The organism is Cupriavidus sp. 291-E7, assembly GCF_057798835.1.
This window is the reverse complement of record NZ_JBYOJV010000001.1, coordinates 278838-300083: the sequence shown is the minus strand read 5'-3', so window position 1 is coordinate 300083 and position 21246 is coordinate 278838. Positions and strand designations below refer to the sequence as shown.

Genomic DNA, 21246 nt, shown 5'->3' with positions numbered 1-21246 from the left:
CGTCTGTATCGCGGCGAGTGTCAGGCCCCGACCGGTGCTTCGACGCCACGCATGCACAGGCTCATCAATCCGAGCCGGCCGGGTACGCCGAGTTTGCGGAACACGCTGAGAACGTGTGCCTGTGTTCTGGCTGCGCTCAGACCCAGGCGGCTGGCGATCTGAAGCTCCGACGCCGCGGTCAGCAGCAGCACCAGCACGTCGCGCTCGACGGGGTCGAGCACGCCAAGCAGGTCCGGTGACAGCAGATGCGCGCAAGCGGGCTGCCGCAGCGATGTCACATCGTGCGCAAAGCCCATGCGAAGCTGATGCGAATCGAGCCAGCGCGCCGTCCAGGCCAGATAGATTTCCCGGCCGTCGCGGTGCTGATACCGGTTTTCGAATCCTGTCCGGTCGTGACCCGCCAACACCTGCGCTGCCTCTCTGAGGGTCCGGTCACGATCGCGTGCCAACACGAGTTCAATGATCGGTTGTCCGATGACATCGGCCTGGGCAAAGCCGAGCGTTGCCGCGCAACGCGCGTTGACATAGCGGACCACGCCGCCGCGGTCCACCAGAAACACCGTGTCCGGCGAGTCTTCCGCCAGGGTGAGGACAACGTCCTCAGTCAATCGCTCCATCAGCTCCGCCTCGAACTCACGATGCCCACGTCGAATTCGACGATTTTGCAGATACTGCCACAGGGGAGCGCGTTTGACTGCATCCGGTCAAATCATCATCAGAAAAATGCGGCGCCCTCTCCACTATTGCCATATTGGTATCAATCCTCAATCAAGTTTCCGCTTCGGCTGGCCGTTAGCGCGGCCATAGAGAGGACGCCGGGAAAAGCGTCCCGTCGATCAACGAAGCGAAATGGAGGAACTGGATGCTGCAAAACCTGAGTCTGAGAAAGAAGCTCATGCTGCCATTGGTGCTGAGCTGGATCTGCCTGCTGGCCATCACGCTGTGGAATGCCTGGCAAATGCGCGAGCAACGTCTGCAAGATCGCAAGGTCGCGCTCGAACAGGTGACCGACACCGCGAATTCAGTGGTCGCCGAATACGAAGCGATGGCCCGCGCCGGCAAGATCACCACCGAGGAAGCACAGAAGCAGGCGATCGATCGCGTACGCGCGATGCGCTTTGGCGCCGACGGCTACTTCACGATCATGCGCTCCGACACGGTCGTGCTGATGCACGCGATCAAGTCCGAACTCAACGGCAAGACCATGTCGGACACCAAGGACGCCAACGGCGTCTACCTGTTCCGCGACATCGCACAGATCGGCAAGACCACGGGCCGTGGCTTCATCGAATATCTCTGGCCCAAACCCGGCGCCGATGCCCCGCAGCCCAAGCTCAGCTACACGTTGAACTTCAAGCCGTGGGACTGGAACTATATCGCCGGCCTGTACCTCGATGACATCCATGCCGAATTCCGCGCCGCACTCTGGAAGGCGCTTGGCTTGCTGCTCGGCGTGGGCGCGCTGATGAGCGTGGTGATGGTGCGCGTGTCGATGAGCCTGCAGAAGCAGCTCGGCGGCGAACCGGCGCTGACGTCCGAAATTGCCGCGCGCATCGCCGACGGCGACCTGGGCACCCATGTGCAGACCGCACCGAACGACCGCGACAGCGTGCTGTACAACATGCAGCAGATGCAGGCCCGCCTGACTGGCGCGATTGGCCAGATCCGTGGCTCGGCCGATTCCATCGCCGGCGCGGCGCGCCAGATTTCCGCTGGTAATGTCGACCTGTCACGTCGCAGCGAGGAACAGGCGGCTTCGCTGGAAGAGACCGCCGCGAGCATGGAGGAGCTGACCAGCACGGTGCGACAGAGCGCCGATAACGCGCGCCAGGCCGCTCACCTGGCGGAAGGCGCATCGGATATCGCGGTGCGCGGCGGCGAGATCGTGCACAAGGTGGTGGCCACGATGGGCGAGATCAAAGCCGCATCGGGCAAAGTGGTCGACATCATCGCCGTGATCGAAGGCATCGCATTCCAGACCAACATCCTGGCGCTGAACGCCGCGGTGGAAGCGGCACGCGCTGGCGAACAAGGCCGTGGCTTTGCGGTCGTGGCCGGAGAGGTGCGCAGCCTGGCGCAGCGGTCCGCCACGGCAGCCAAGGAGATCAAGTCGCTGATCGACAATTCGGCGCAACGTGTCGAAGACGGTTCCGTGCTGGTGGAAGGCGCGGGCAAGGCGATGGAGGAAATCGTCGATGCCGTGAAGCGCGTGACCGACCTGATGGGCGAAATGCGTGCCGCCACCGAGGAGCAGACCGGCGGCATCGAGCAGGTCAATCAGGCCGTATCGCAGATGGACCAGATGGCGCAACAGAACGCCGCGCTGGTGGAAGAAGCGACGGCAGCGGCGGCATCGCTGGAAGATCAGGCCGATGCGCTGCATCGCGCCGTGGGACAGTTCAGGTTGGCGGGGGCGTTGTAAGGAAGGGGGAAATTACAAGAACCCAATCACAAGCCAGGCTTTCCAGGCCCGCAGCGATGCGGGCCTTTTTGTTTTGCCTTTTTACTTTTGACTTTTGCCTATTGCGCGCCGATAGCGGCGCGCCGTTCGGCGTTAATCCGGGTCCCTGTTTTCGAGCAGATGCCGGTAGATGAGGCCGCCGATTGCACCGCCGATCAGCGGAACGATCCAGAACAGCCAGAGCTGCTGCATCGCCCACGTTCCCTGGAAGAGCGCCACACCGGTGCTGCGAGCCGGATTCACCGACGTGTTGGTCACCGGAATGCTGATCAGATGGATCAGGGTCAGCGTGAGGCCAATCGCCAACGGACCGAATCCCGACGGCGCGCGCTTGTCCGTGACGCCGTGGATCACGATCAGGAAGAACGCCGTCAGCAGCAGTTCCACCGCGATGGCCGCCTGCACGGTGTACCCGTCGGGCGAGTGCTTGCCATAACCATTGGAAGCAAAACCCGCGACCACATCGAACCCTTCCTTGCCGCTGGCAATGAGGTAGAGCACCGCGCCTGCCGCAACCGCGCCGATGACCTGCGCGACGGCATAGGGCAGTACTTCTTTGGCCGGGAAACGGCCCCCGGCGCACAACCCAACGGTGACAGCCGGGTTGAAGTGCCCGCCTGAGATATGACCGACGGCATAGGCCATCGTCACGACAGTGAGGCCGAAGGCCAGTGAGACGCCGGTAAATCCGATGCCAAGCTCGGGTACTGCCGCAGCCAGCACCGCGCTGCCGCACCCACCAAATACCAGCCAGAAGGTCCCGAAGATTTCGGCGACCATACGCTTACCTAGTGACACGAAACAAAACTCCCTAATGAAATGCCGCGCGTGGGGCCCCAAATCCGGAGGCCACGATCCACGACGTGCTGTAGGAAGCCTAGCCATTCGTTACCCAGACAGACATCGAACAAAAACGAAAATGCACAAGTGACGGGGGCGGCGGCCAAAACAAAAGGGCGATGGCCAAAGCCATCGCCCTTCTGCTGCCAGCCCGCGGCGTATTACTTCTTCGAATTGGTCAGCGCCTGAAACTGCTGGGTCAGGTAGTTGCGGGTGCTGTTCATTTGCGCCACGACCAGGTCAAGCTGGGTGAACTGCTTGCGATAGCGTTCGATGGTCGCGTTGACGCGCACTTCCATCGCTTCGTAGCGCCGTTCCACGTCCTTCATGCTGCGCTCGATGCCGGCGGTGACGGCGCCGATCGGGCCGGTTTCTCCGTTCATGCGATCCACGGCATCGGAGAGCCGGCGGCCAAAGCCGCCAGTGGTGCCGTCACCCGCGAACAGCTGCGTCACGTCCCGCAGGTTGTCCTTCAGCGCGGCGTCCAGCTTCTTGTTGTCGATCGCCATCGTGCCGTCCTTCTGCATGGACACGCCGATCGCGGCCAGCATCGTCGGCGCCTTGGCGGGCATGCCGGTTTCGGGCGTGTTCAGCACGCCGCGCAGCGTCGACTGAATACCGCGAATCGAGCTGTCGCCGTTGAGCGCGCCCTTGGTCTTGGCCTTGGTGTCGAACTGCGACAGCGACTTCACCGTCGACTGGATGTTGTTGTACGCGGTCACCATCGCCTGCACCGCGTTCTTGATGCTCTCGCTGTCCTGCGTCAGCGACATCGACGTCGTGCCGGTCTTCTTGAGCGTCATCGTCACGCCCTGCGCCGCATCCACCACGGTATTGCTGGTGCTTGTGATGGCGATGCCATTGACCGTCAGCGCGGCGTTGGTGGCGCGCAGGGTTTCCTTCATTGCGTTCGCGCCGGGCGTGGTCGGGTCATAGCCCGCCAGGCCCTGCAGTTCCGGCGACGAGCCGGTCACGCGCATGCTCATCGTCTCGCCGGTCTTTTCCGACGTCAGGATCAGGCGGTACGGCGTGGCGCTGCCATCGTTGATGATGCTGGCCTTGACGCCGATGCCGGCCTTGTTGATGGCATCGCGGATGTCCTGCAGCGATCCCTTGCCCGGATCGATCGTCACCGTGCGCGGGTTGGGCGCCGTGCCCGTGGCCGCGTTGGCCGTGAACGCCGGATTGATGTAGGTACCCGACGCTTCGTCCCAGCCCGTGGTGGTGCCGAACTCGAAAGACAGCGTGCCCGAGCCGATCTGCACGTCCTGCTTGGCAAAGCCGTTGCCGGCCAGCGACTGGACCTGCGCCAGCCGCGTCACGTTGACGCTCAGGTCCCCCGGCACCGCATTGGCGCCGGTGGTTACGGACAGGACGTCGCCATTGCCCACGCTGGCCTTGACCGCGCCGAACGTGTCCTTGTTCATCAGCGCCTTGGCCGTGGCCTGGAAGGCGGTGAGCATGCTCTTGACCGTGCCGTACGCGCTCAGACGGGTCTGATAGGCGCCGTGCTGCTTTTCCAGCGCGTCCAGCGGCGCGCGCTCGGCGGTGGCGAGTTTGTCCAGCAGCGTGGACAGTTCGAGGTTCGATCCCACCCCGAGGGAGGTAACGGATGCCATGCGTGTGTGCCCTTGTTCTTGTTCGCTTCTTTTGGAATGTCATCCAGGCGCTGCGTCGCCCGAATGTCTTGACATCCATGTTTACGTCGCCGAAAAGTGGTTCTTTAGGCTTTTTGATACGAACTCGATACAAAGACGATACACAAAGGGACTTAAGTTACCTTAAGCGTCGTATGACTCACATTTGAAGGGATATTGGACACGCGGCCCATCCAGCCGCCCCGAATCGCCAGGTCAGACACCCGTCGGGCCGGCGTTCGATCCGTGGTCAGAACGTTGCGGCACGCTCCACGCTCGTTACCGCCTTTTTTAATTTCCCATTAAGACTCGAACCGGAGCACGCCACGACCGCACTGGAAGATGCATCCGTACGTAACAACCAGTCGGTGCAGGAAGCGTCCGATCACCGCGAGGGCACGATCGAAGTAAAGATCTCTGGCAAGGGAAAACGGGCTGGTCGATGACGAGACCTCGGGCCATGCCCTTCAGCAGGAACACTCGCAACCGGGCAGGACACCAGGCGAACGCCCGGCGGGTGAAGGCGATGAGGACGCGACCAGCCAGCAGGCCGCGAATGGCAAGACATTCGATACAACAGCTTACAAAGACGCTTGCGAGAGGGTCAACGGACATGCCGGGGCGCCGTTACTATCGGCACCCACGCAGCAAACCGAGCCAAAGAGGTGCTCACCATGTCCAGATTCCTCATCGCAAGTCTGATCGGTCTTTCCGCCCTGGCGGCTTCCGGCGCGGCACAGGCGCGCGTCAACGTCGATGTCGGCATCGGCATTCCGGCATACGTTGCCGCGCCACCGCCGGCACCGGTCTACTACGAGCCAGCACCGGTCTATGTGGCACCGCGTCCCGTAGTGGTCGCACCGCGCCCGGTGGTGGTGCAGCCCGGCTATGGCTACTACGAAGGCTGGCGCGAGCAGCGCTGGCGCGAACGCGAATGGCGCCGCGAACAACGCTGGCGCGAGCGCGAGTGGCGCCGCTGGCATGACGACGACTGAAGCGTCGCCAGCGCATCTACCGCACGAACGCCCTGAGCGCTTGCAAGGCATGGCGGCCGAAGCCGCCTGATATCAGGGCCGTTGCGAGAACGTCCGGTCGAATACCGATTCGGCGATGCGGTTCTTCAGAATTTCGATCGAGCCGCCCGCGATCATCCAGCCACGGCAGCGCCGCTGGCAGTATTCGACCAGTTCTTCCTGGCTGTAACCCATGCCGCCCATCACCTGCAGCGCCTCGTTGGCGATGTCGAAACCGGCCTGGTTGCAGAACGCCTTGGCGATGGCGGTTTCCTCGGCGGACGGCAGGCCACTGTCCGCATTACTCGCGGCACGGTACAGCAGCAGCTGGCCGGCATCGAGCTTCATCTTCATCTCGGCGAACTTCCATTGCAGCCCCTGGAATTCGCACAGCAGCCGGCCGAACTGCTTGCGCTGGAGCGCCCACTGGCGCGCCACTTCGTACGCATAGCGCCCCAGTGCCAGCGAGCGTGCCGTGTTACCCATACGCTCGACGTTAAAGCCCGCGATCTGTTTCTTGAAGCCGCCCTCGCCCAGCAACACATCCTCGGGCGCCACGTAGACGTCCTCGAAATAGATCTGCGCCCATTCCTCGCCCGACATGAAGCGGGACTTCTGGCCGATGCGCACGCCTGGCGCCTTGGTATCGATCAGCACCGAGCCAATGCCACCCACGCCGGGGCCAAAGCGCACATAAGCCAGGATCACATCGGCATGCGGGCCGTGCGTCGTGAAGATCTTGGTGCCGTTGATGCGATAGCCGTCGCCATCGGGCGTGGCGCTGGTCTTCAGTTCCGTGACGGCCGAGCCGGCCTCGGGTTCGGTCATGCCGACCGAGATCAGCGTCTCGCCGCGCAGCAGCGGTGCCAGCCATCGCGCCTTCTGGCCGGGCGAGCCGTACTCGGCCAGTACGCGAATCGCGCCGAAATTGCCGGCCTGCACCACGTCCGCGCTGCGCGGGCAGTGCGCCGCCACCGCCTGGATGGCGATCACGGCGTCCATCAGCGTGCCGCCCTGGCCGCCGTCGGCCTCGGCGATCGTGATGCCAAGCAGGCCCTGATCCGCCATCCTGCGTGCCACGTCCCACGGATAGTCATCGGTGTGGGCGCGCTCGCGCGCACCTGGGCGCAGTTCCTTTTCGGCGAATCGGCTGACGGCGTCCTGGAATTCCTGCTGTTCGGGAGTGAGCTTGAAATGCATGATGTCTCCGTATGATTCTGGGTGTCCGACTTAGTGTTGGGATTCGGCCAGCCGCAGCACGCAGTCGACACCGACCACGCCGTCGGCGCGCACGAACAAGGGATTGATTTCCGCCTCGGCCACGTTCACGCCCTGCATGGCGCCCAGACGCGAGAACCGCACGATGGCATCGGCCAGTGCATCGACATCGCCGCGTGGCAACCCGCGAAAGCCGCGTACCAGCCGTGTGGAGCGCACCTCGTCGATCATCTGGTGCGCTTCCGCCAGGCTCACCGGCGCGGGCCGCAGGCTCACGTCACGGTGCAGTTCGGCGGTGATGCCGCCCGCGCTGAGGACGACCACCGGCCCGACGAGCGGGTCCGCGCGATAGCCGAGCATCAGCTCCAGCAGACGCTCTTCCATGCGTTGCACCAGAATGCCGTCGATACGAGCGTCGGGCGCGGACCTGCGCGCATTGGCCATCAGCCGATCCACAGCAGCCGCCAACTCGGCGTTGTCGCGCACGCCCACCTGCACGCCACCCACTTCGGTCTTGTGCAGAATGTCGCGCGAGCAGATCTTGGCGACTACGGGATACGGCACGGCATGGCCAGGTTCCGCAGCCGTGACCAATGCGGCCGGGGCCACCGGCACACCCAGCGCCTTGAACACGGTGCCCGCCTCCAGCTCGGTCAGATCGCCCTGCGTCGGCAGATTGGCGGGCCACGCCAGCGGCGGAACCGTCGCGTCATCCACCGCATTGGCGGCATTGGCCGCCCGGAACAGACAGGCCAGTGCATCGGCGCAGCTTTCCGGCGTGCGGAACGCCGGCACGCCCGCGGATTGCAGTACCTGCAGCGACTGCGTGGCATCCGGCGCAAGAAACGCCAGCAACGGCTTGCCGCCCGTTGCCGATGCCTCGACGATCGGCTTCACGGCAAGCTGCGGATGAAACTGCGCGGACGAACCGACCACGCACAGCACGGCATCGCACCAATCGCTCCGCAGCATCTGCTCCACGAGGTCCTGATATTGCGCACTGGTGGCCGCCAGCGTCAGATCGATGATTGGCGTCTGGCGAATCCTGACGCCACGCGCGGCCATATGCGCGACGAATGCGTCGGGCGGGGGCACCGCCTCAACGTTGGCCAGGCCCAGACGGTCCACCACGGTAGCCGCGCCGCCGCCGGTGGTGGTCACCACGGCCACGCGCGGTGCACGATCCAGCGCGGGCACCGTGCGAGCGTGGCGGCTGGCGAGCGGCGCCGCTTCAAAGAGCGTTTCCAGCATCTCCACGCGCATCGCGCCGTGCTTGCGCAGGAAGGCGTCAACCGCCGCGTCATTGCCCGCCAGCGCGCCCGTGTGGGACTGTGCCAGCGCCTCGCCTTGCGCCGAGCGTCCGAGCTTGTAGACGAGCACCGGTTTGCCAGCGGCCCGCGCGCGCCGCAGTGCCGGCCCCAGCACGGGCGCGTCGCGGATCGTCTCCAGGAACAACAGGATGACTTCGGTCGCATCGTCGTCCACCAGCATGTCGACCAGCTCGCCCACGCCGATATCGCTCTCGTTGCCCACCGACACCAGCTTTGCAAAGCCCATGCCGCGTGCAGCGCCGCGCGACAGCAACGCACCAAGCATCGAACCGCTTTGCGATACCACGCTCACCGCGCCGGCATGCAGCTCATCCATCTCCAGCACCGCGTTGACCGACAGGATGGCGCCGCTATGCACATCGACCACGCCGATACTGTTCGGTCCCAGCAGCCGCACGCCAAGCGCCCTGGCCTGATCCGCCAGCGCCTGCTGGGCCGCCATGCCGGCCTCGCCCAGTTCGGCAAACCCGTCCGAGAACACCGTCACCACGCGCGCGCCGCGCGCCGCGCTTTGCGCCAGGGCCTCGGACACCTGGGCGCCTGGCACCATCACGAAGGCGTGATCGATCGATTCCGGCAACGCGGCTACGCTCGGATACGCGGGCAGGCCCATCACTTCGGCACGGCCGGCATTGACCGGCAGGATTCGGCCCTTGAAACCATGCTTGCGCATGAAGCGCAGCGGCCGCGCCGTGTTCTTCTTCTCGTCGGCGGAAGCGCCCACCAGCGCGACGACGCCCGGCGCGAACAATGCGCTGGCCAATGCCTTGCCCGTGGCGCCCACTACCGGCGCGCCCGCCACGATTTCCTTGTCGACTCTGGTCATGAATGCAGTCTTCCAGTGAATGTTGGGATGCGGTGCATGCCGTTCAGCGCGCGCGCAGCGCACCGAGGCCAAGCGCTCGAACCGGGCGCGCGCCGAGCTGCCACAGTGCGTCGAGCAGGTTCGTGGCGTGGCTCGTGCCCAGCACCGGGCCGCTCAGTTCCATGAACTTGTCCGCCAGCATCGCGTCATCGAGCGGTGCCTCCGGGTCCCCAAGCCGATATGGCGCAAAGTGGGCATGCCGCTTGCCATCGGCCATTTCGATTTCGACCCGTGCCGCGCGCTGGCGCGGGAATGCCGCCGTCAGTGCCGCGTCGGCAGTCAGCGTGATGCGTTGCATCAGGGCGCGGATGGCGGGGTCGGCAAGCCGCTCCGCTTCGAACGCGTCGAGCCGCACCGCGCCATGCAGAATGCCGTGCGCCACCACATAAGGCAGGCTGAATCGTGCTTCGAACGGCGTGGTCGGATTGAAATTGCCGGTCACGTCCAGCGTCACCTGATAGGCATGCACATGGATGGCGGCGATGCGCGACGGGTCGAGATCGTGGTCACGCACCAGCTGCATCGCCGCGTCGATGGCGGCAAACGTGTGGCCGCAGCAGCCATGATTCTTCTGCGTGATGCGCGTGACGTTGTAGTCGACACCCAGGCCGGCGGTGGCAACATCCCAGTTGGGACTACCGCACAACGCGGCACCAAAGCCCGCATCGCCTTCGAGGATGTCACTCACGCCGGTCACGCCATGCGCCGCACCCTGCGCGGCCAGCACGCCGGTCTGCGCGGCATGGCCAGCGTGCAGCGCCTTGGTCATCGCATCCGAGCGGAATGCCTGCTGCAGGCCCGAAGCAAACGTGGTGGCCGTGGCAATGGCGTGGCCAGCCACGGCGGCGTCGCCGGGGGCCAGCAGCAACGCGCCGGCGGCGGCCGCGCCGATGCAGCCGACCGTGCCCGTGGTGTGGAAGAAGCGATAGTGCGCGGGCTGGATGGCCGCGCCAACGCGCGTCGATACTTCGTAACCCGCTACGACGGCGCGCAGCAGGTCGTCTCCGCTTGCGTTGCGCTGTTCCGCCAGCGCCAGCGCGGCGGCGATGGTCGGGCAACCGGGGTGGTACACCGCGTCGCGGAAGATATCGTCGAATTCGGCCGCGTGCGAGACACTGCCATTGATCCACGCCGCCAGCGCGGGGAATGCCGTGGTGCCGTGGCCAAGCACGGTGCTGTGACCCACGCCCAGTTCTTCACGATGGGCAGCCATCAGCTGTTTGCCCGGTGCCATCGGCACGCCGGCCAGCAGCGCGGCAAACCAGTCGATCACCACGCGCCGCGCGTGGTGCTGTACGTCGTCAGGCAGCGGCGCATGGGCCTGGTTGCCGACATAGGCGGCAAATTGGTCGATCAGCATGCCGGTTGTCTCCTCTGGAATGACTTCCATAGTACGAACGGCAACCGGCCCAGCTTTGACATTTGGTGAAAGCTCCCGACCCGGCGCGCGTATCCCGGCGTTTGCGGGCTGGTGCATACTCTGCGCACGCCGCTCGCCGCCCAGCCTTTCCATTTGGAGCACGCTCAAGTCATGGACATGGACATTCCTTCGCTTGCCATCCTGATCGCCGCCGTAGAGGAAAAGAGCCTGTCACGCGCGGCCGAGCGCGAGAACCTGGTGACGTCGGCGGCCAGCAAACGCATTGCCGAGCTGGAACGGCGCGCGGGTACCGCCTTGCTGCGCCGCCACGGACGCGGCGTGGAACCGACACCGGCCGGCGCCATGCTCTACCAGCGCGCCAAGGCCATCGTGCGCAGCGTGCAGCTGGCGCAGGACGCGCTGGCCGCATATTCGCTCGACGGCATCGCCAAGATCCGGCTGGCGTCCAACCGCTCGACGATCCTGCAGTTCCTGCCCGCCGATATCAGCGGCTTCCTGAAGCACGACCCCGAGGCCCGCATCGACCTGGTGGAAGCGTTCAGCTTCGACATTCCGCGCATGATCTCCAACGGCGACGCCGATATCGGCATCTATCACGCGCGCAGCCCCAGCCCCGGCGTGCACTCGCTGCCATACCGCAAGGACCGCGTGGGACTGGTGGTGCCGCGCGGGCATCCGCTGGAGGCCAAGGGCGCGCTGCATCTGGAAGAGGCGCTCGACTACGACTTCCTGGGCTACTTTCCGCGCCATACCTTCGATGCGTTTCTGACGCTGGTATCGGGCACGATCTCGCGGCCGCTGACCGTCAAGACGCAGGTTTCGAACTTCGAGGCGCGCTGCCGCATGGTGCGCGAGGGGCTGGGCCTGGCCGTGGTGCCGGAGGGCATCGCGCGCAACTACCTGCAGATGATGGGACTTTCGCTTCTGACGCTGAAGGACGACTGGGCGGAGCGCGAGTTCTACGTCTGCGTGCGCGACCGCGAAAGCCTGCCGTCGGCCGTGGGCAGACTGCTCGAATACCTGAGCCGCTGCGCCGCGATGGAACAGCATTTTCTGAAACCCCGTTGATGGCCCGCTGAGAACGCTGCGTTTCTGTTTCGTCAAAGCTCCGTGCCCGCATCTTTCTAAGATGCTCTACAGGGTGTCCCTTTCCCGAAAGGATGGCCCCACGACAAGAGACATACGGAGACAGCGATGAAAGACTTCCTGCGGCGCTCAGCCGCCGGCGTGCTGCTTTTTTGCGCCGCAGCAGCCCATGCGCAGCAACCCTATCCGTCCAAACCGATTCGCGTGGTGGTGGCATTCACCGCGGGCGGCACCACGGACATCCTGGCCCGCGAAGTGGCCCAGCAGATGAGCAAGGCACTGGGCCAGAGCGTGGTGGTGGAAAACCGGCCCGGCGCGGGCGGCAACATCGGCACCGACTTCGTCGGCCGCAGCGACCCCGACGGCTACACGCTGCTGGCCACTTCGGTCGGCCCCGTGGCCATCAATCCCACGCTGTACAGCCGGCTCAAGGTCAATCCGCAAACCGACCTGCAACCGGTGGCGCCGATTGCCGACGTACCCAACGTCATGGTGGTAAGTCCCAGCGTGCCGGCCAAGACCGTGCAGGAATTCATCACCTACGCCCGCGCGCATCCGAACCAGCTCAACTTCAGTTCCACCGGCGTGGGTACGGCCGCGCACCTGTCCGGTGTGCTGTTCAATGAGCGTACCGGCGCCAAAACCACCCACGTGCCGTACAAGGGCGCCGATGCGCTCAACGACCTGCTGGCCGGCCGGGTGCAGTTCATGTTCGCCACGGTGCCGTCGGTGATCGCGCATATCCGTGGCGGGCAGCTACGCGCGCTGGCCGTGACGTCGCGCAAGCGGTCCGCCGCATTGCCCGATGTGCCGACGATGGCGGAGGCCGGTGTGCAGAACCTGGTGACCGGTGCGTGGTTCGGCCTGTTCGCGCCGAAGAACACGCCGCCCGAGATCGTCGCCAGGCTGAACAAGACCGTGACGGACGCGCTGTCACAGCCCGACATGCGCAGCAAGCTCGCGCAGCAGGGCGCCGAGGCCATGAACCTGGCACCGGACGCGTTCGGCAAATTCGTGGTGGCCGAGTACCAGGCGTGGAAGCCCGTAGTGGTGAGTTCGGGCGCACGCATCGACTGACAGCGGGGCTGTGGCATGATTGCGCTTTCCAATCCGGGGAACGCGATCATGACCACGGCGCTGATCGTCATCGATGTCCAGCAAGGCCTCTGCGAAGGGGACGAGGCCTGCTTCGACTGGCAAGCCACCGTTGCACGCATCAACGACGTCTCTGCGAAGGCACGCAGGTCCGGCGTGCCGGTCATCTTCGTTCAGCATGAATCGGCTTCCGACTACCTGAAGTACGGCTCGGACCGCTGGCAACTGGTGCAAGGGCTGGAAGCGCAAGACTCAGACCTGCGCATCCGCAAAACCACTCCCGATTCTTTCCACGGCACCGAGCTTGCCGCCACACTGCGGACGCACGGCGTATCGTCGCTGGTGATCTGCGGCATGCAGAGCGATTACTGCATCGATACCACCACGCGCCGGGCGCTGGCGCTCGGCTATCCGGTCACGCTCGTGGCGGATGGCCATACCACGGTGGACAATGCGGCGCTGACCGCCGCGCAGATCATCCGGCACCACAACCTGACGCTGGCCGGCATCGAAAGCTTCGGCCCGCGCGTGACGCCCGTCGCCGCGGCAGACCTGTCGTTCGCGCACTGATCACCCTGGCCTGCCCTGCAGGCCGGCGGTGCGGCTATCGCACAATGCGTCGCAAAACCGGGGCTGACCCTGACTTCGGTTCCCGATTTCCTCACCGATAATCCGCGAGGCTGGCCATGTCCGGCCCAAATAGCCTGGGGCGTTGCCACCGGGCGCGGAAAAAAATCAGTGAAGGAGATGTAGTGCGTATCAAGCGTCAAGCCGTGCGCCTTGCGTGCGGGATGGCCGTTGCCATCGCCACCCTGTCCACCACCCAGCTCGCCTTCGCGGCCGATGCGTGGCCCACCAAGCCGATCAAGGTCATCGTGCCGTACACGCCGGGCGGGTCCACCGACACCGTAGCGCGCGTGGTGTTCGAGAGGGTGTCGCAAAGCCTGGGCCAGCCCATCATCATCGAGAACAAGCCTGGCGCCAACAGCACGCTGGGCGTGGGCGTGGCCGCGCGCTCGGCACCCGATGGCTACACCTTCGTATCGGTGCTGGCCGCGTATAGCGCCAACATGTCGCTGTACTCGAAACTCAGCTACAAGCCGTCGGATCTGACGCCGGTGTCCGAAATGGCCGAGCTGCCGCTGTTCCTGTTCGCCAGCAAGAAGGTGCCCGTCAAGACCGTCGCCGAATTGGTGGACTACGGCAAGAAGCACCCTGACACGCTGACCTTCGGCTCCAGCGGCGTCGGAAGCTCCGCGCACCTGACCGGCGAGCGGCTTGCGATGGAATCGAAGGTCAAGATGACCCACATTCCGTACAACGGCAGCGCGCCGATTCTGCCGGCCCTGGTCGCCGGCGAGGTCTCCGTGGCCTTCGATCCGCTGCTGGTGCCGATGCCCCATGTGAAGTCCGGCAAGATCAACGTGCTTGCGGTAGCGTCGGCCAAGCGCTGGCCCGGCGAGCCGAATATCCCGACGATGGAAGAGTCCGGTTTTCCGGGCTTTGTGATGAGTTCGTGGACGGGCCTGCTGGCCCCCGCGGGCACGCCGCAGCCGGTGATCGACCGCATGGCCCGGGAAATCGCGGCCGCCACGCGCAGCGCCGATGTGGCAAAGAAACTCACGGAACTCGGCTTTATTCCGGTGGGCGGCACGCAGGAAGATTTTCGCAAGCTGATCGAGCGCGATACCACGCGCTACGCGCGGATCGTCAAGGCTGGAAAGATTACGCTCGACTGAGCGTTGCCGCCTTTCGTGGATAGCTCCCTCCTTTGCCCCGCGCAAGAGGGAGCCATCCTGGGCAGCGGCGAATCAGCCTTGCCTGCGCTTCCACTCCTCGTATAGATCCGCCTCGCCCTCCTGGCGCACGGGCACGTACGCGATCGCCATCGACTGCTCGGCGAACGGCTTCGCCAGATCCGCATAGATGGTAGCCGTCGACAGGCCAAACGGTTCGCCATCGTCGTTCGAATAGGCATACGCCACTTCCGTCACACCGGACATCCGCATCGCCGCCATGCACATCGGGCACGGATGGCCGCTGGCGTACACCGCACAACCGGCCAGGCTCGGGCTGCCGAGCTTGTGGCTGGCGGCGCGAATGGCGTTGAGTTCGGCATGCGATGTCGGATCGTTGGTTTTATGGATCTCGTTGACGGCCGTCACCAGGACTTCGCCATCCCGCACGATCACCGCACCGAACGGGCGCCCGCCCGCGTCCATGTTCTCGCGCGCCAGGCGGATGGCTTCGCGCAGGTATTGCTGTGCATTCGTCATACTCGATCTCCGTGAAACAAGGCTCCGATAATAGCCGCTCGCGGCTTGTACTAAGCTGATAGAGGCGCACGCTTCACCGGCTGGAAGCCGCGTCCGCACTTGTCGCGGCAGCCGTGTCGATCTTCGGGAGCGGGGAACCATGTCTCGCTTTTCTGTCCGTATTTCCGCTCAGCTCGTGGCAATGCTTGCCACACTGGGCACGGCCATCGCCGCGGAGTCGCCCACCGCGCTCACGGTCACCTTCATCCATCCGGAAACCTATCAGGACGCATCGAGGCACTACGGTTACGGCAGCGACCCGCAGGTGCTCAATGCGATTCGCCAGCATCTGCAGAAGCTGGCCGCGCGAGAACTGCCGCCGGGTTACTCGCTGTCGATCGAAGTCCTGGACATCGACCTGGCCGGCTATATCGACTGGCGGTATTCCAGTGAAGTTCGCGTGGTGCGCGACGCCACATGGCCGCGCATGACGCTGCGCTATGCGCTGAAGCGCGGCGATGAAACGATCGCCACCAGTGAAGAACACATCAACAATATGAACTTCAACTGGGGCGTGAACCTGTATGGCTACAGCGATCCGCTGCGCTACGAAAAGGCGATGCTCGACGACTGGTTCGCACGCGCCATCACGCGGCGCGTGCACGGCTGAGCGGCGACACGGCTATTTGCGCGGTGCGGCATGTCTGCCCCGCTCGCCAATAGCGCCCGCCGCCGCGGCCCGCAGGATGCGCTGGAACGTCGGGCACGCCATATGGCTGGGTGCCGGACAAGCGGCAGCATGCCGCAGGCCATCCCGCATCGCGGTGAGCTGGCGGATCGTGCGGTCGAGATCGTCCGCCTTGCCGGAAAGCACTTCGCGGTCGATATGCAGCTGTCCATCATGTGCCAGCATGCCGGCGATTTCGTCGAGCGAGAATCCCACGGCACGCCCCAACGCCACCAGCGCCAGACGATCCAGCACGTCGGGATGAAACTGCCGCCGCAAGCCGTTGCGTCCGGCCGCGGCAATCAGCCCCTTGGTCTCATAGAAACGCAATGCGGAAGCCGGCACGCCCGATTGCCGCGCCACGTCCCCGATGTCGAGCATTTTCACCTTGACCTCAAGTCGACTTGAACTGGCACAGTGTAGCTTCCTCCTTCCAAAAGCCACCGACATGAACGCCAATCCTCAGGCCAACCGCGACCAGAGCGTCCTATGGAACAGCACGGGCGGCCGCGCATGGGTCGTGAACCAGGCCACGATGGACCGCATGTTCGAACCGTTCGAACCGATTCTGATGGACGCGCTGCCGGCCGGCGCGGGCCAGCGTGTGCTCGATGTCGGCTGCGGCACCGGCGCCACCACGCTTGCTGCGGCGCAGCGTACGGGCGATCAGGGTGAGTGCATCGGCGTCGACATTTCCGCGCCGATGCTGGCACTGGCACGCGAGCGTGCCGCGCAGGCGGGCATCGCGGCACGCTTTGTCGAAGCCGATGCGCAAACCCATGCATTTTCCCCGGCCAGCTTCGACCGTATCGTGTCGCGCTTCGGCGTGATGTTCTTCGACGACCCCGTGGCGGCCTTCACCAACCTGCGCCGTGCAGCGCGGCCCGGTGCGGCCATGCGCCTCGTCGCGTGGCGCAGTCCCGACGAAAACGCCTTCATGACCACCGGCGAGCGTGCAGCCGCATCGCTGCTGCCCGACCTGCCCGTGCGGCAGCCAAATGCTCCGGGGCAGTTCGCGTTCGCCGATCGGGCGCGCGTTGCCGCGATCCTGGCACAGGCCGGATGGTCGGACGTCGACATCGAGCCAATCGACGTCGCCTGCACGATTGCCGAGCCCGATCTGATTGGCTATATCGGCTGGCTTGGCAGCGTGGGGCAACGGTTGCAGACCGCCGACGAGCCGCTTCGGTCGGCCGTCATCGGTACGGTGCGCGCCGCGTTCGAACCGTACGTGCGGGACGGCATGGTCCGGTTCACGGCTGCCTGCTGGCGGATCGATGCTCGTGCCCCCGCCTGACATTGCGCCGCCATGCGCCCGAACTAGACTGGGTAGATCACAACGCGGGCGGGAGACATGCCATGACCGCAACCAGGGGCCAGCCGGTCGGCCATTCGACATTGGCGTTCGGCCGAATCTACAACGATGAAACGGGCGAATCGCACTTCGGCGCGCTCTCGTTCGAGATGAGCGAGCGCAACTTTGCGCCGCCCGCGCCGGCCTTTCGGGTGTCACGCATGGACGAGGCCGTGCGGCAGGGATTCCTGGTCGTGCCCACCGGCTGGGTGGGAGACCTCCACCCCTCGCCAATTCGCATGTGGATCTTCCTGCTCGACGGCGAAATGGAATTCGAAGCATCGGACGGCGAACGCCGCGCCCTGGTGCCGGGCAGTGCGCTGCTGCTGGAGGACACCGGTGGCAAAGGCCACCGCAGCCGCGTGATCGGCGGCAATATCGCCACGCTCGCCGTGGTGCAGATGCCGGAACCTGGACGTTGAGCGCGCGGATGCCGACACCCGACATCCCGCCGCAACAGAACCCGGGCGCCACGCCGCAACTGCCGCCGCCCGCCCCACCGCCGCCGACGGTGCCTTCGGGCTTTCGCCAGGGCATCATCACGGCGATCACCGTGCTGCTGGGGTTCTCGCTCGCGTTCTGGCGCTTCTGGGGATTCGAAAGCCCCGGCCACTGGAATGCCGGCGCCCTTGTGGCCGCGCTCTGCCTGATCGCCGCCGTGGCGCTGCAGATCCTTGCATTGTTTCGCGCGCTGCGCATCGAGGACGACAGCATTCCCGAATACCGCAAGACCGTGCGCTGGTTCATCGCATCGGCGGTGGCACTGTTGATCGGGCTGACGATTGCGCTGATGGACGCCGCTTTGTTCGATTCGACGCAATGATCGCTGGCGCGCCCACGAGGCGCGCCCTTCATCTATCGAAACAGCCCCGGCGCGTACGTCTTCAGAAAAAAGGCCAGCGTGATGCACGACGTGGCCAGCAGCGTGCCGGTACGCACCACACGCGGCGGCGTCATCCTGCCAAGCAACGCACCGCCGTATCCGCCCAGGATGGCGCCGATCAGCATGGCGAGCGTTTCCGGCCATCGCACCGCATTGGCCAGGACGAACGCAATCACCGCCACGGCATTGGCCGCGCTGACCATCAGCGTGCGCGGCGCGTTGAGGTTCTTGAGGTCGCGGCTGTCGAGCAGGCCCCACATGGCGATCATCATGATCCCGACCGCGCCGCCGAAATACCCGCCATAGATGCCGAGCGCAAACTGCACGGCCAGCACCGCGTGCGCGTGGATGTGCCAGCGCGTGCGCAGTGCTTCGCCAAGCTGTCGTCCGAACGCCAGCGCGATACAGGCAATCAGCAGCAGCCACGGCAGCACGAACGTGAAGGCCGCCGATGAGGTGTGCAACAGCAGCATCGCGCCGACCAGGCCCCCGCACAGGGTTGCCACCAGCAGCGCTCTCAGCGGCACGGAACCGACCGGACCCAGGCCGTCGCGATAAGCCCAGGCACTGGCCAGGCCACCCGGAAACAGCGCGACCGTGCTCGAAGTATTCGCCTGAACCGGTGGCACACCGGCCGCGATCATGGCGGGCAGGCTGACGAACGAGCCGCCGCCGGCCAGCGCGTTCATGGCGCCGGCGACAAATCCCGCGCAGAAAACCAGAAGAATGGGGTCCATGCACCGAATGCTAGCCAGCCATCCGTGCCCCCGCAATCTGGCAATTCCGGTGCTAGACTTCGGCAAAACCGAAAGCAGGGGATCATTGCGGTGCGCTTCGACCTGACCGATATGCGGCTGTTCCTGAGCGTCGTGGAATGCGGCAGCCTGACCCAGGGCGCACGGTCGATGCATCTGGCGCTGGCTTCCGTCAGCGAACGCATCGCCGGCATGGAAGCGGCGCTGGGCGCCCCGCTGCTGGAGCGCAACCGCCGTGGCGTGCGGCCCACGGCCGCGGGCGAAGCGCTGGTCCGGCACGCGCGCTCGATCCTGGGCCAGGTGGAGCAGATGCGCGGCGAGCTACGCAGCTTTGCCACCGGTCTCAAGGGCCGCATCCGCCTGCTGACGAACACCGCTGCGCTGGCCGCCTTCCTGCCGCCGCATCTCTGCCGCTTTCTCGCGGCGCACCCGGACCTGTCGGTCGATCTTGGCGAGCGCCCCAGTGCGGAAATCGTGCAGGCGCTGGTCGAAGGCCGGGCCGACCTTGGCATCGTTGCCGACATCACCGATTTCTCGAACCTGCAGACCCATCGCATCGCGCAGGACCAGCTCGTGGTGGTTGCCAGCCGTACGCACCGGATTGCCGCGCAAGCCAATGTGGCCTTCGCGGACATCATCGGCGAGCCGATCGTCGGCGTGGCGGACACCGCGCTTGAAACCCACCTGGCCGAGCGTGCATCACGGCTGGGGCATCAGCTTCACTATCGTGTGCAGCTGCGCAACGTGGAGCATGTTGCAATGCTGGTCGAACAAGGCATCGGCATCTCTATCGTGTCCGATGCCCTGGCCAGGTCGATGCCGCGCGGTCTGGCCATCCTGCCGCTGTCCGAGCCCTGGGCCACGCGGCGGCTCTATCTTTGCGCACGCGACTTTGGCGCCCTGACGCCGCATGCCGGTCTGCTGGCGCGGCAGCTAAGCGGCGGCTGACGCCCGCCGGCTCAAGTCGGCCCACCGGAAAGCCGTAAAATCCGGAGTCATCGTTTGGAAGCATTCCCTATGAAGAAGGTATTCCTGTTGGCCGCCGCGTGCCTGGCCACCGCTGCCAACGCGCAATCCACGGTCGGTGGCATCGCCGCGCCGCTTGGACTGGAGCTTGGCAAGACCCAGTGCGCAAAGCTGACCCCGGGCCCGAACCGCGAGAAAACCGGCAAGACACCGTGGGCAGGCGGCGACGCATTCGAGCTGAAGCACCTCGAACGCTTCAACCTGACCGGCCTGACCCGTGCGGTCGTGAATTGCGACGCGCAGGACATTGTGACGCTGGTGACGCTGACCTTCGACAAGGCCGCGCTGGAAGATGTCAGCCACAAGCTCGACGCGCGCTACGAATCGAAACGCAAGACCGATGCGAACGCCCAGAACGCTTATGCCGAATGGGCGGCGTCCAACGGCACGCTGGAATTGCTCTACGCGCGCGACGGCAACCAGTTCACCGTGGCGTACTGGGGCAAAGGCGCCAAGGCGCGCTACTTCGCGTACGGCAGCAGCCAGAACAAGGCCCCGGCGGCCGCGAGCGCGCCTGCCGCGAAAGTGGCGGCGCCGCTCTAGGTCATAGGTTCGTCGACGGCGAACGGCGAACGGTAAGCGGTCCGGGTCTTCAACCAGCGGTTGAAGATCCTTCTCCGCATCTACGGCTACCGGTAACAGATCGCGCCAACCATACTGGCTTCACCTTCCTCTCACCCGGAGCCAGACATCATGACCACCCCCGTTCAAGTTGCGATCGTGTACCACAGCGGCTACGGCCACACGGCCAGGCAAGCCCAGGCCGTGGCACGCGGCGCCGCCAGCACCCCGGGCGCAACGAGCCTGCTGATCAGCGTCGACGAGATCGAGCAGCACTGGGCAACGCTGGAGCAGGTCGACGCCATCATCTTCGGCGCCCCGACCTACATGGGCAGCGCTTCCGCCCAGTTCAAGGGATTCATGGACGCCACCTCGCGCAACGTGTTCGCCAAGGGCTTCCGCTGGGCCGACAAGGTTGCCGCCGGCTTCACCAACGCCGCCTCACGCGCCGGCGACAAGCTCGTGACGCTGCAGCAGATGGCGATCTTCGCTGCCCAGCATCACATGCATTGGGTCAACCTGGGCCTGGCATCGGGACACAACAACTCGAAGTCGACCGAAGACACGCTGAACCGGCACGGATTCTTCATCGGCGCCGCCGCGCAATCGGATGCCGACGTCAGCGCCGAAGTATCCCCGCCGCTGGCGGACCTGCGCACGGCCGAACACCTTGGCGCGCGCGTGGCCCAGGTGGCACGCGAGTTGAAGGCCGGCCGCCAGGCACTGGCCGAACTGAAGGCCGCGGCCTGACCACACGA

22 protein-coding genes are annotated in these 21246 nt (G+C 65.2%); 13 read left to right on the top strand and 9 right to left on the bottom strand.

The annotated features are described in order from the left end of the window. Window positions 1–20: 20 nt before the first annotated feature. Entirely contained in the window at window positions 21–617 is a 597-nt protein-coding gene (locus tag AC3FLX_RS01370) for a PAS domain S-box protein (RefSeq protein ID WP_488693200.1), read from the bottom strand. 245 nt (window positions 618–862) lie between these two features. Between AC3FLX_RS01370 and AC3FLX_RS01365 the strand changes: the two genes are divergently transcribed. Continuing rightward, window positions 863–2422 carry a methyl-accepting chemotaxis protein gene (locus AC3FLX_RS01365; RefSeq protein WP_488693199.1) on the top strand — a complete coding sequence of 520 codons (1560 nt, stop codon included), beginning with the start codon at window positions 863–865 and terminating at the stop codon, window positions 2420–2422. A 132-nt stretch (window positions 2423–2554) separates the two neighbouring features. On the opposite strand, the gene aqpZ is transcribed toward AC3FLX_RS01365, so the two are convergent. Then, window positions 2555–3259, bottom strand: coding sequence for an aquaporin Z (gene aqpZ / locus AC3FLX_RS01360; RefSeq protein WP_488693198.1), 705 nt, complete (start codon window positions 3257–3259; stop codon window positions 2555–2557). Between the two features lie 203 nt (window positions 3260–3462). Beyond that, on the bottom strand, window positions 3463–4920 hold the full coding sequence (fliD, locus tag AC3FLX_RS01355) for a flagellar filament capping protein FliD (protein ID WP_488693197.1): 1458 nt from the start codon (window positions 4918–4920) through the stop codon (window positions 3463–3465). 692 nt (window positions 4921–5612) lie between these two features. On the opposite strand from fliD, the gene AC3FLX_RS01350 reads away from it, so the two are divergent. Then, complete coding sequence (locus AC3FLX_RS01350; protein ID WP_488693196.1) at window positions 5613–5933, top strand: hypothetical protein; 321 nt, start codon at window positions 5613–5615, stop codon at window positions 5931–5933. A 72-nt stretch (window positions 5934–6005) separates the two neighbouring features. Here AC3FLX_RS01350 and AC3FLX_RS01345 read toward each other — a convergent pair whose 3' ends face one another. From AC3FLX_RS01345 to AC3FLX_RS01335, 3 genes are read right to left on the bottom strand one after another with little or no spacing between them, the layout of a single operon-like run. Next, entirely contained in the window at window positions 6006–7151 is a 1146-nt protein-coding gene (locus tag AC3FLX_RS01345) for an acyl-CoA dehydrogenase family protein (protein ID WP_488693195.1), read from the bottom strand. 30 nt (window positions 7152–7181) lie between these two features. Then, window positions 7182–9326, bottom strand: coding sequence for an acetate--CoA ligase family protein (locus AC3FLX_RS01340; protein WP_488693194.1), 2145 nt, complete (start codon window positions 9324–9326; stop codon window positions 7182–7184). 43 nt (window positions 9327–9369) lie between these two features. Then, a complete protein-coding gene (locus AC3FLX_RS01335) occupies window positions 9370–10725 on the bottom strand; it encodes an MmgE/PrpD family protein (RefSeq protein WP_488693193.1) in 1356 nt (451 codons plus the stop codon). Window positions 10726–10902: 177 nt separating this feature from the next. On the opposite strand from AC3FLX_RS01335, the gene AC3FLX_RS01330 reads away from it, so the two are divergent. The 4 genes from AC3FLX_RS01330 (at window position 10903) to AC3FLX_RS01315 (ending at window position 14666) form a co-directional block, all read left to right on the top strand. Continuing rightward, the gene (locus AC3FLX_RS01330) at window positions 10903–11814 is read left to right on the top strand and encodes a LysR family transcriptional regulator (protein ID WP_488693686.1); all 912 of its coding nucleotides are present in this window, start codon (window positions 10903–10905) and stop codon (window positions 11812–11814) included. 126 nt (window positions 11815–11940) lie between these two features. Then, window positions 11941–12909 carry a Bug family tripartite tricarboxylate transporter substrate binding protein gene (locus AC3FLX_RS01325; protein ID WP_488693192.1) on the top strand — a complete coding sequence of 323 codons (969 nt, stop codon included), beginning with the start codon at window positions 11941–11943 and terminating at the stop codon, window positions 12907–12909. 48 nt (window positions 12910–12957) lie between these two features. Beyond that, window positions 12958–13497: a cysteine hydrolase family protein gene (locus AC3FLX_RS01320; RefSeq protein WP_488693684.1), complete on the top strand. Its 540-nt coding sequence runs from the start codon at window positions 12958–12960 to the stop codon at window positions 13495–13497. A 221-nt stretch (window positions 13498–13718) separates the two neighbouring features. Then, complete coding sequence (locus AC3FLX_RS01315; RefSeq protein ID WP_488693683.1) at window positions 13719–14666, top strand: Bug family tripartite tricarboxylate transporter substrate binding protein; 948 nt, start codon at window positions 13719–13721, stop codon at window positions 14664–14666. A gap of 72 nt (window positions 14667–14738) precedes the next feature. Here the strand turns inward: AC3FLX_RS01315 and AC3FLX_RS01310 are convergent, their stop codons facing one another. After that, on the bottom strand, window positions 14739–15203 hold the full coding sequence (locus tag AC3FLX_RS01310; protein ID WP_488693191.1) for a nucleoside deaminase: 465 nt from the start codon (window positions 15201–15203) through the stop codon (window positions 14739–14741). Between the two features lie 139 nt (window positions 15204–15342). Between AC3FLX_RS01310 and AC3FLX_RS01305 the strand changes: the two genes are divergently transcribed. Further along, window positions 15343–15852 carry a DUF3016 domain-containing protein gene (locus AC3FLX_RS01305; protein ID WP_488693190.1) on the top strand — a complete coding sequence of 170 codons (510 nt, stop codon included), beginning with the start codon at window positions 15343–15345 and terminating at the stop codon, window positions 15850–15852. A 12-nt stretch (window positions 15853–15864) separates the two neighbouring features. Here the strand turns inward: AC3FLX_RS01305 and AC3FLX_RS01300 are convergent, their stop codons facing one another. Next, a complete protein-coding gene (locus AC3FLX_RS01300; RefSeq protein ID WP_488693681.1) occupies window positions 15865–16290 on the bottom strand; it encodes a helix-turn-helix domain-containing protein in 426 nt (141 codons plus the stop codon). Between the two features lie 67 nt (window positions 16291–16357). On the opposite strand from AC3FLX_RS01300, the gene AC3FLX_RS01295 reads away from it, so the two are divergent. From AC3FLX_RS01295 to AC3FLX_RS01285, 3 genes are all read left to right on the top strand, one after another. Continuing rightward, entirely contained in the window at window positions 16358–17206 is an 849-nt protein-coding gene (locus AC3FLX_RS01295) for a class I SAM-dependent methyltransferase (RefSeq protein ID WP_488693189.1), read from the top strand. Window positions 17207–17268: 62 nt separating this feature from the next. Then, window positions 17269–17685 carry a cupin domain-containing protein gene (locus tag AC3FLX_RS01290; protein ID WP_488693188.1) on the top strand — a complete coding sequence of 139 codons (417 nt, stop codon included), beginning with the start codon at window positions 17269–17271 and terminating at the stop codon, window positions 17683–17685. 8 nt (window positions 17686–17693) lie between these two features. Beyond that, window positions 17694–18086, top strand: coding sequence for a hypothetical protein (locus AC3FLX_RS01285; RefSeq protein WP_488693187.1), 393 nt, complete (start codon window positions 17694–17696; stop codon window positions 18084–18086). Between the two features lie 32 nt (window positions 18087–18118). Here AC3FLX_RS01285 and AC3FLX_RS01280 read toward each other — a convergent pair whose 3' ends face one another. Then, window positions 18119–18883 (bottom strand): sulfite exporter TauE/SafE family protein, encoded by a 765-nt coding sequence (locus tag AC3FLX_RS01280; protein ID WP_488693186.1) that lies wholly within the window; start codon window positions 18881–18883, stop codon window positions 18119–18121. Window positions 18884–18973: 90 nt separating this feature from the next. Between AC3FLX_RS01280 and AC3FLX_RS01275 the strand changes: the two genes are divergently transcribed. The 3 genes from AC3FLX_RS01275 to AC3FLX_RS01265 all read left to right on the top strand — a co-directional run bounded on the left by AC3FLX_RS01275 (window position 18974) and on the right by AC3FLX_RS01265 (window position 21238). Next, window positions 18974–19849 carry a LysR substrate-binding domain-containing protein gene (locus AC3FLX_RS01275; RefSeq protein ID WP_488693185.1) on the top strand — a complete coding sequence of 292 codons (876 nt, stop codon included), beginning with the start codon at window positions 18974–18976 and terminating at the stop codon, window positions 19847–19849. Between the two features lie 69 nt (window positions 19850–19918). Then, window positions 19919–20470: a hypothetical protein gene (locus AC3FLX_RS01270; RefSeq protein ID WP_488693184.1), complete on the top strand. Its 552-nt coding sequence runs from the start codon at window positions 19919–19921 to the stop codon at window positions 20468–20470. 150 nt (window positions 20471–20620) lie between these two features. After that, a complete protein-coding gene (locus AC3FLX_RS01265; protein WP_488693183.1) occupies window positions 20621–21238 on the top strand; it encodes a flavodoxin family protein in 618 nt (205 codons plus the stop codon). Window positions 21239–21246 lie beyond the last annotated feature (8 nt).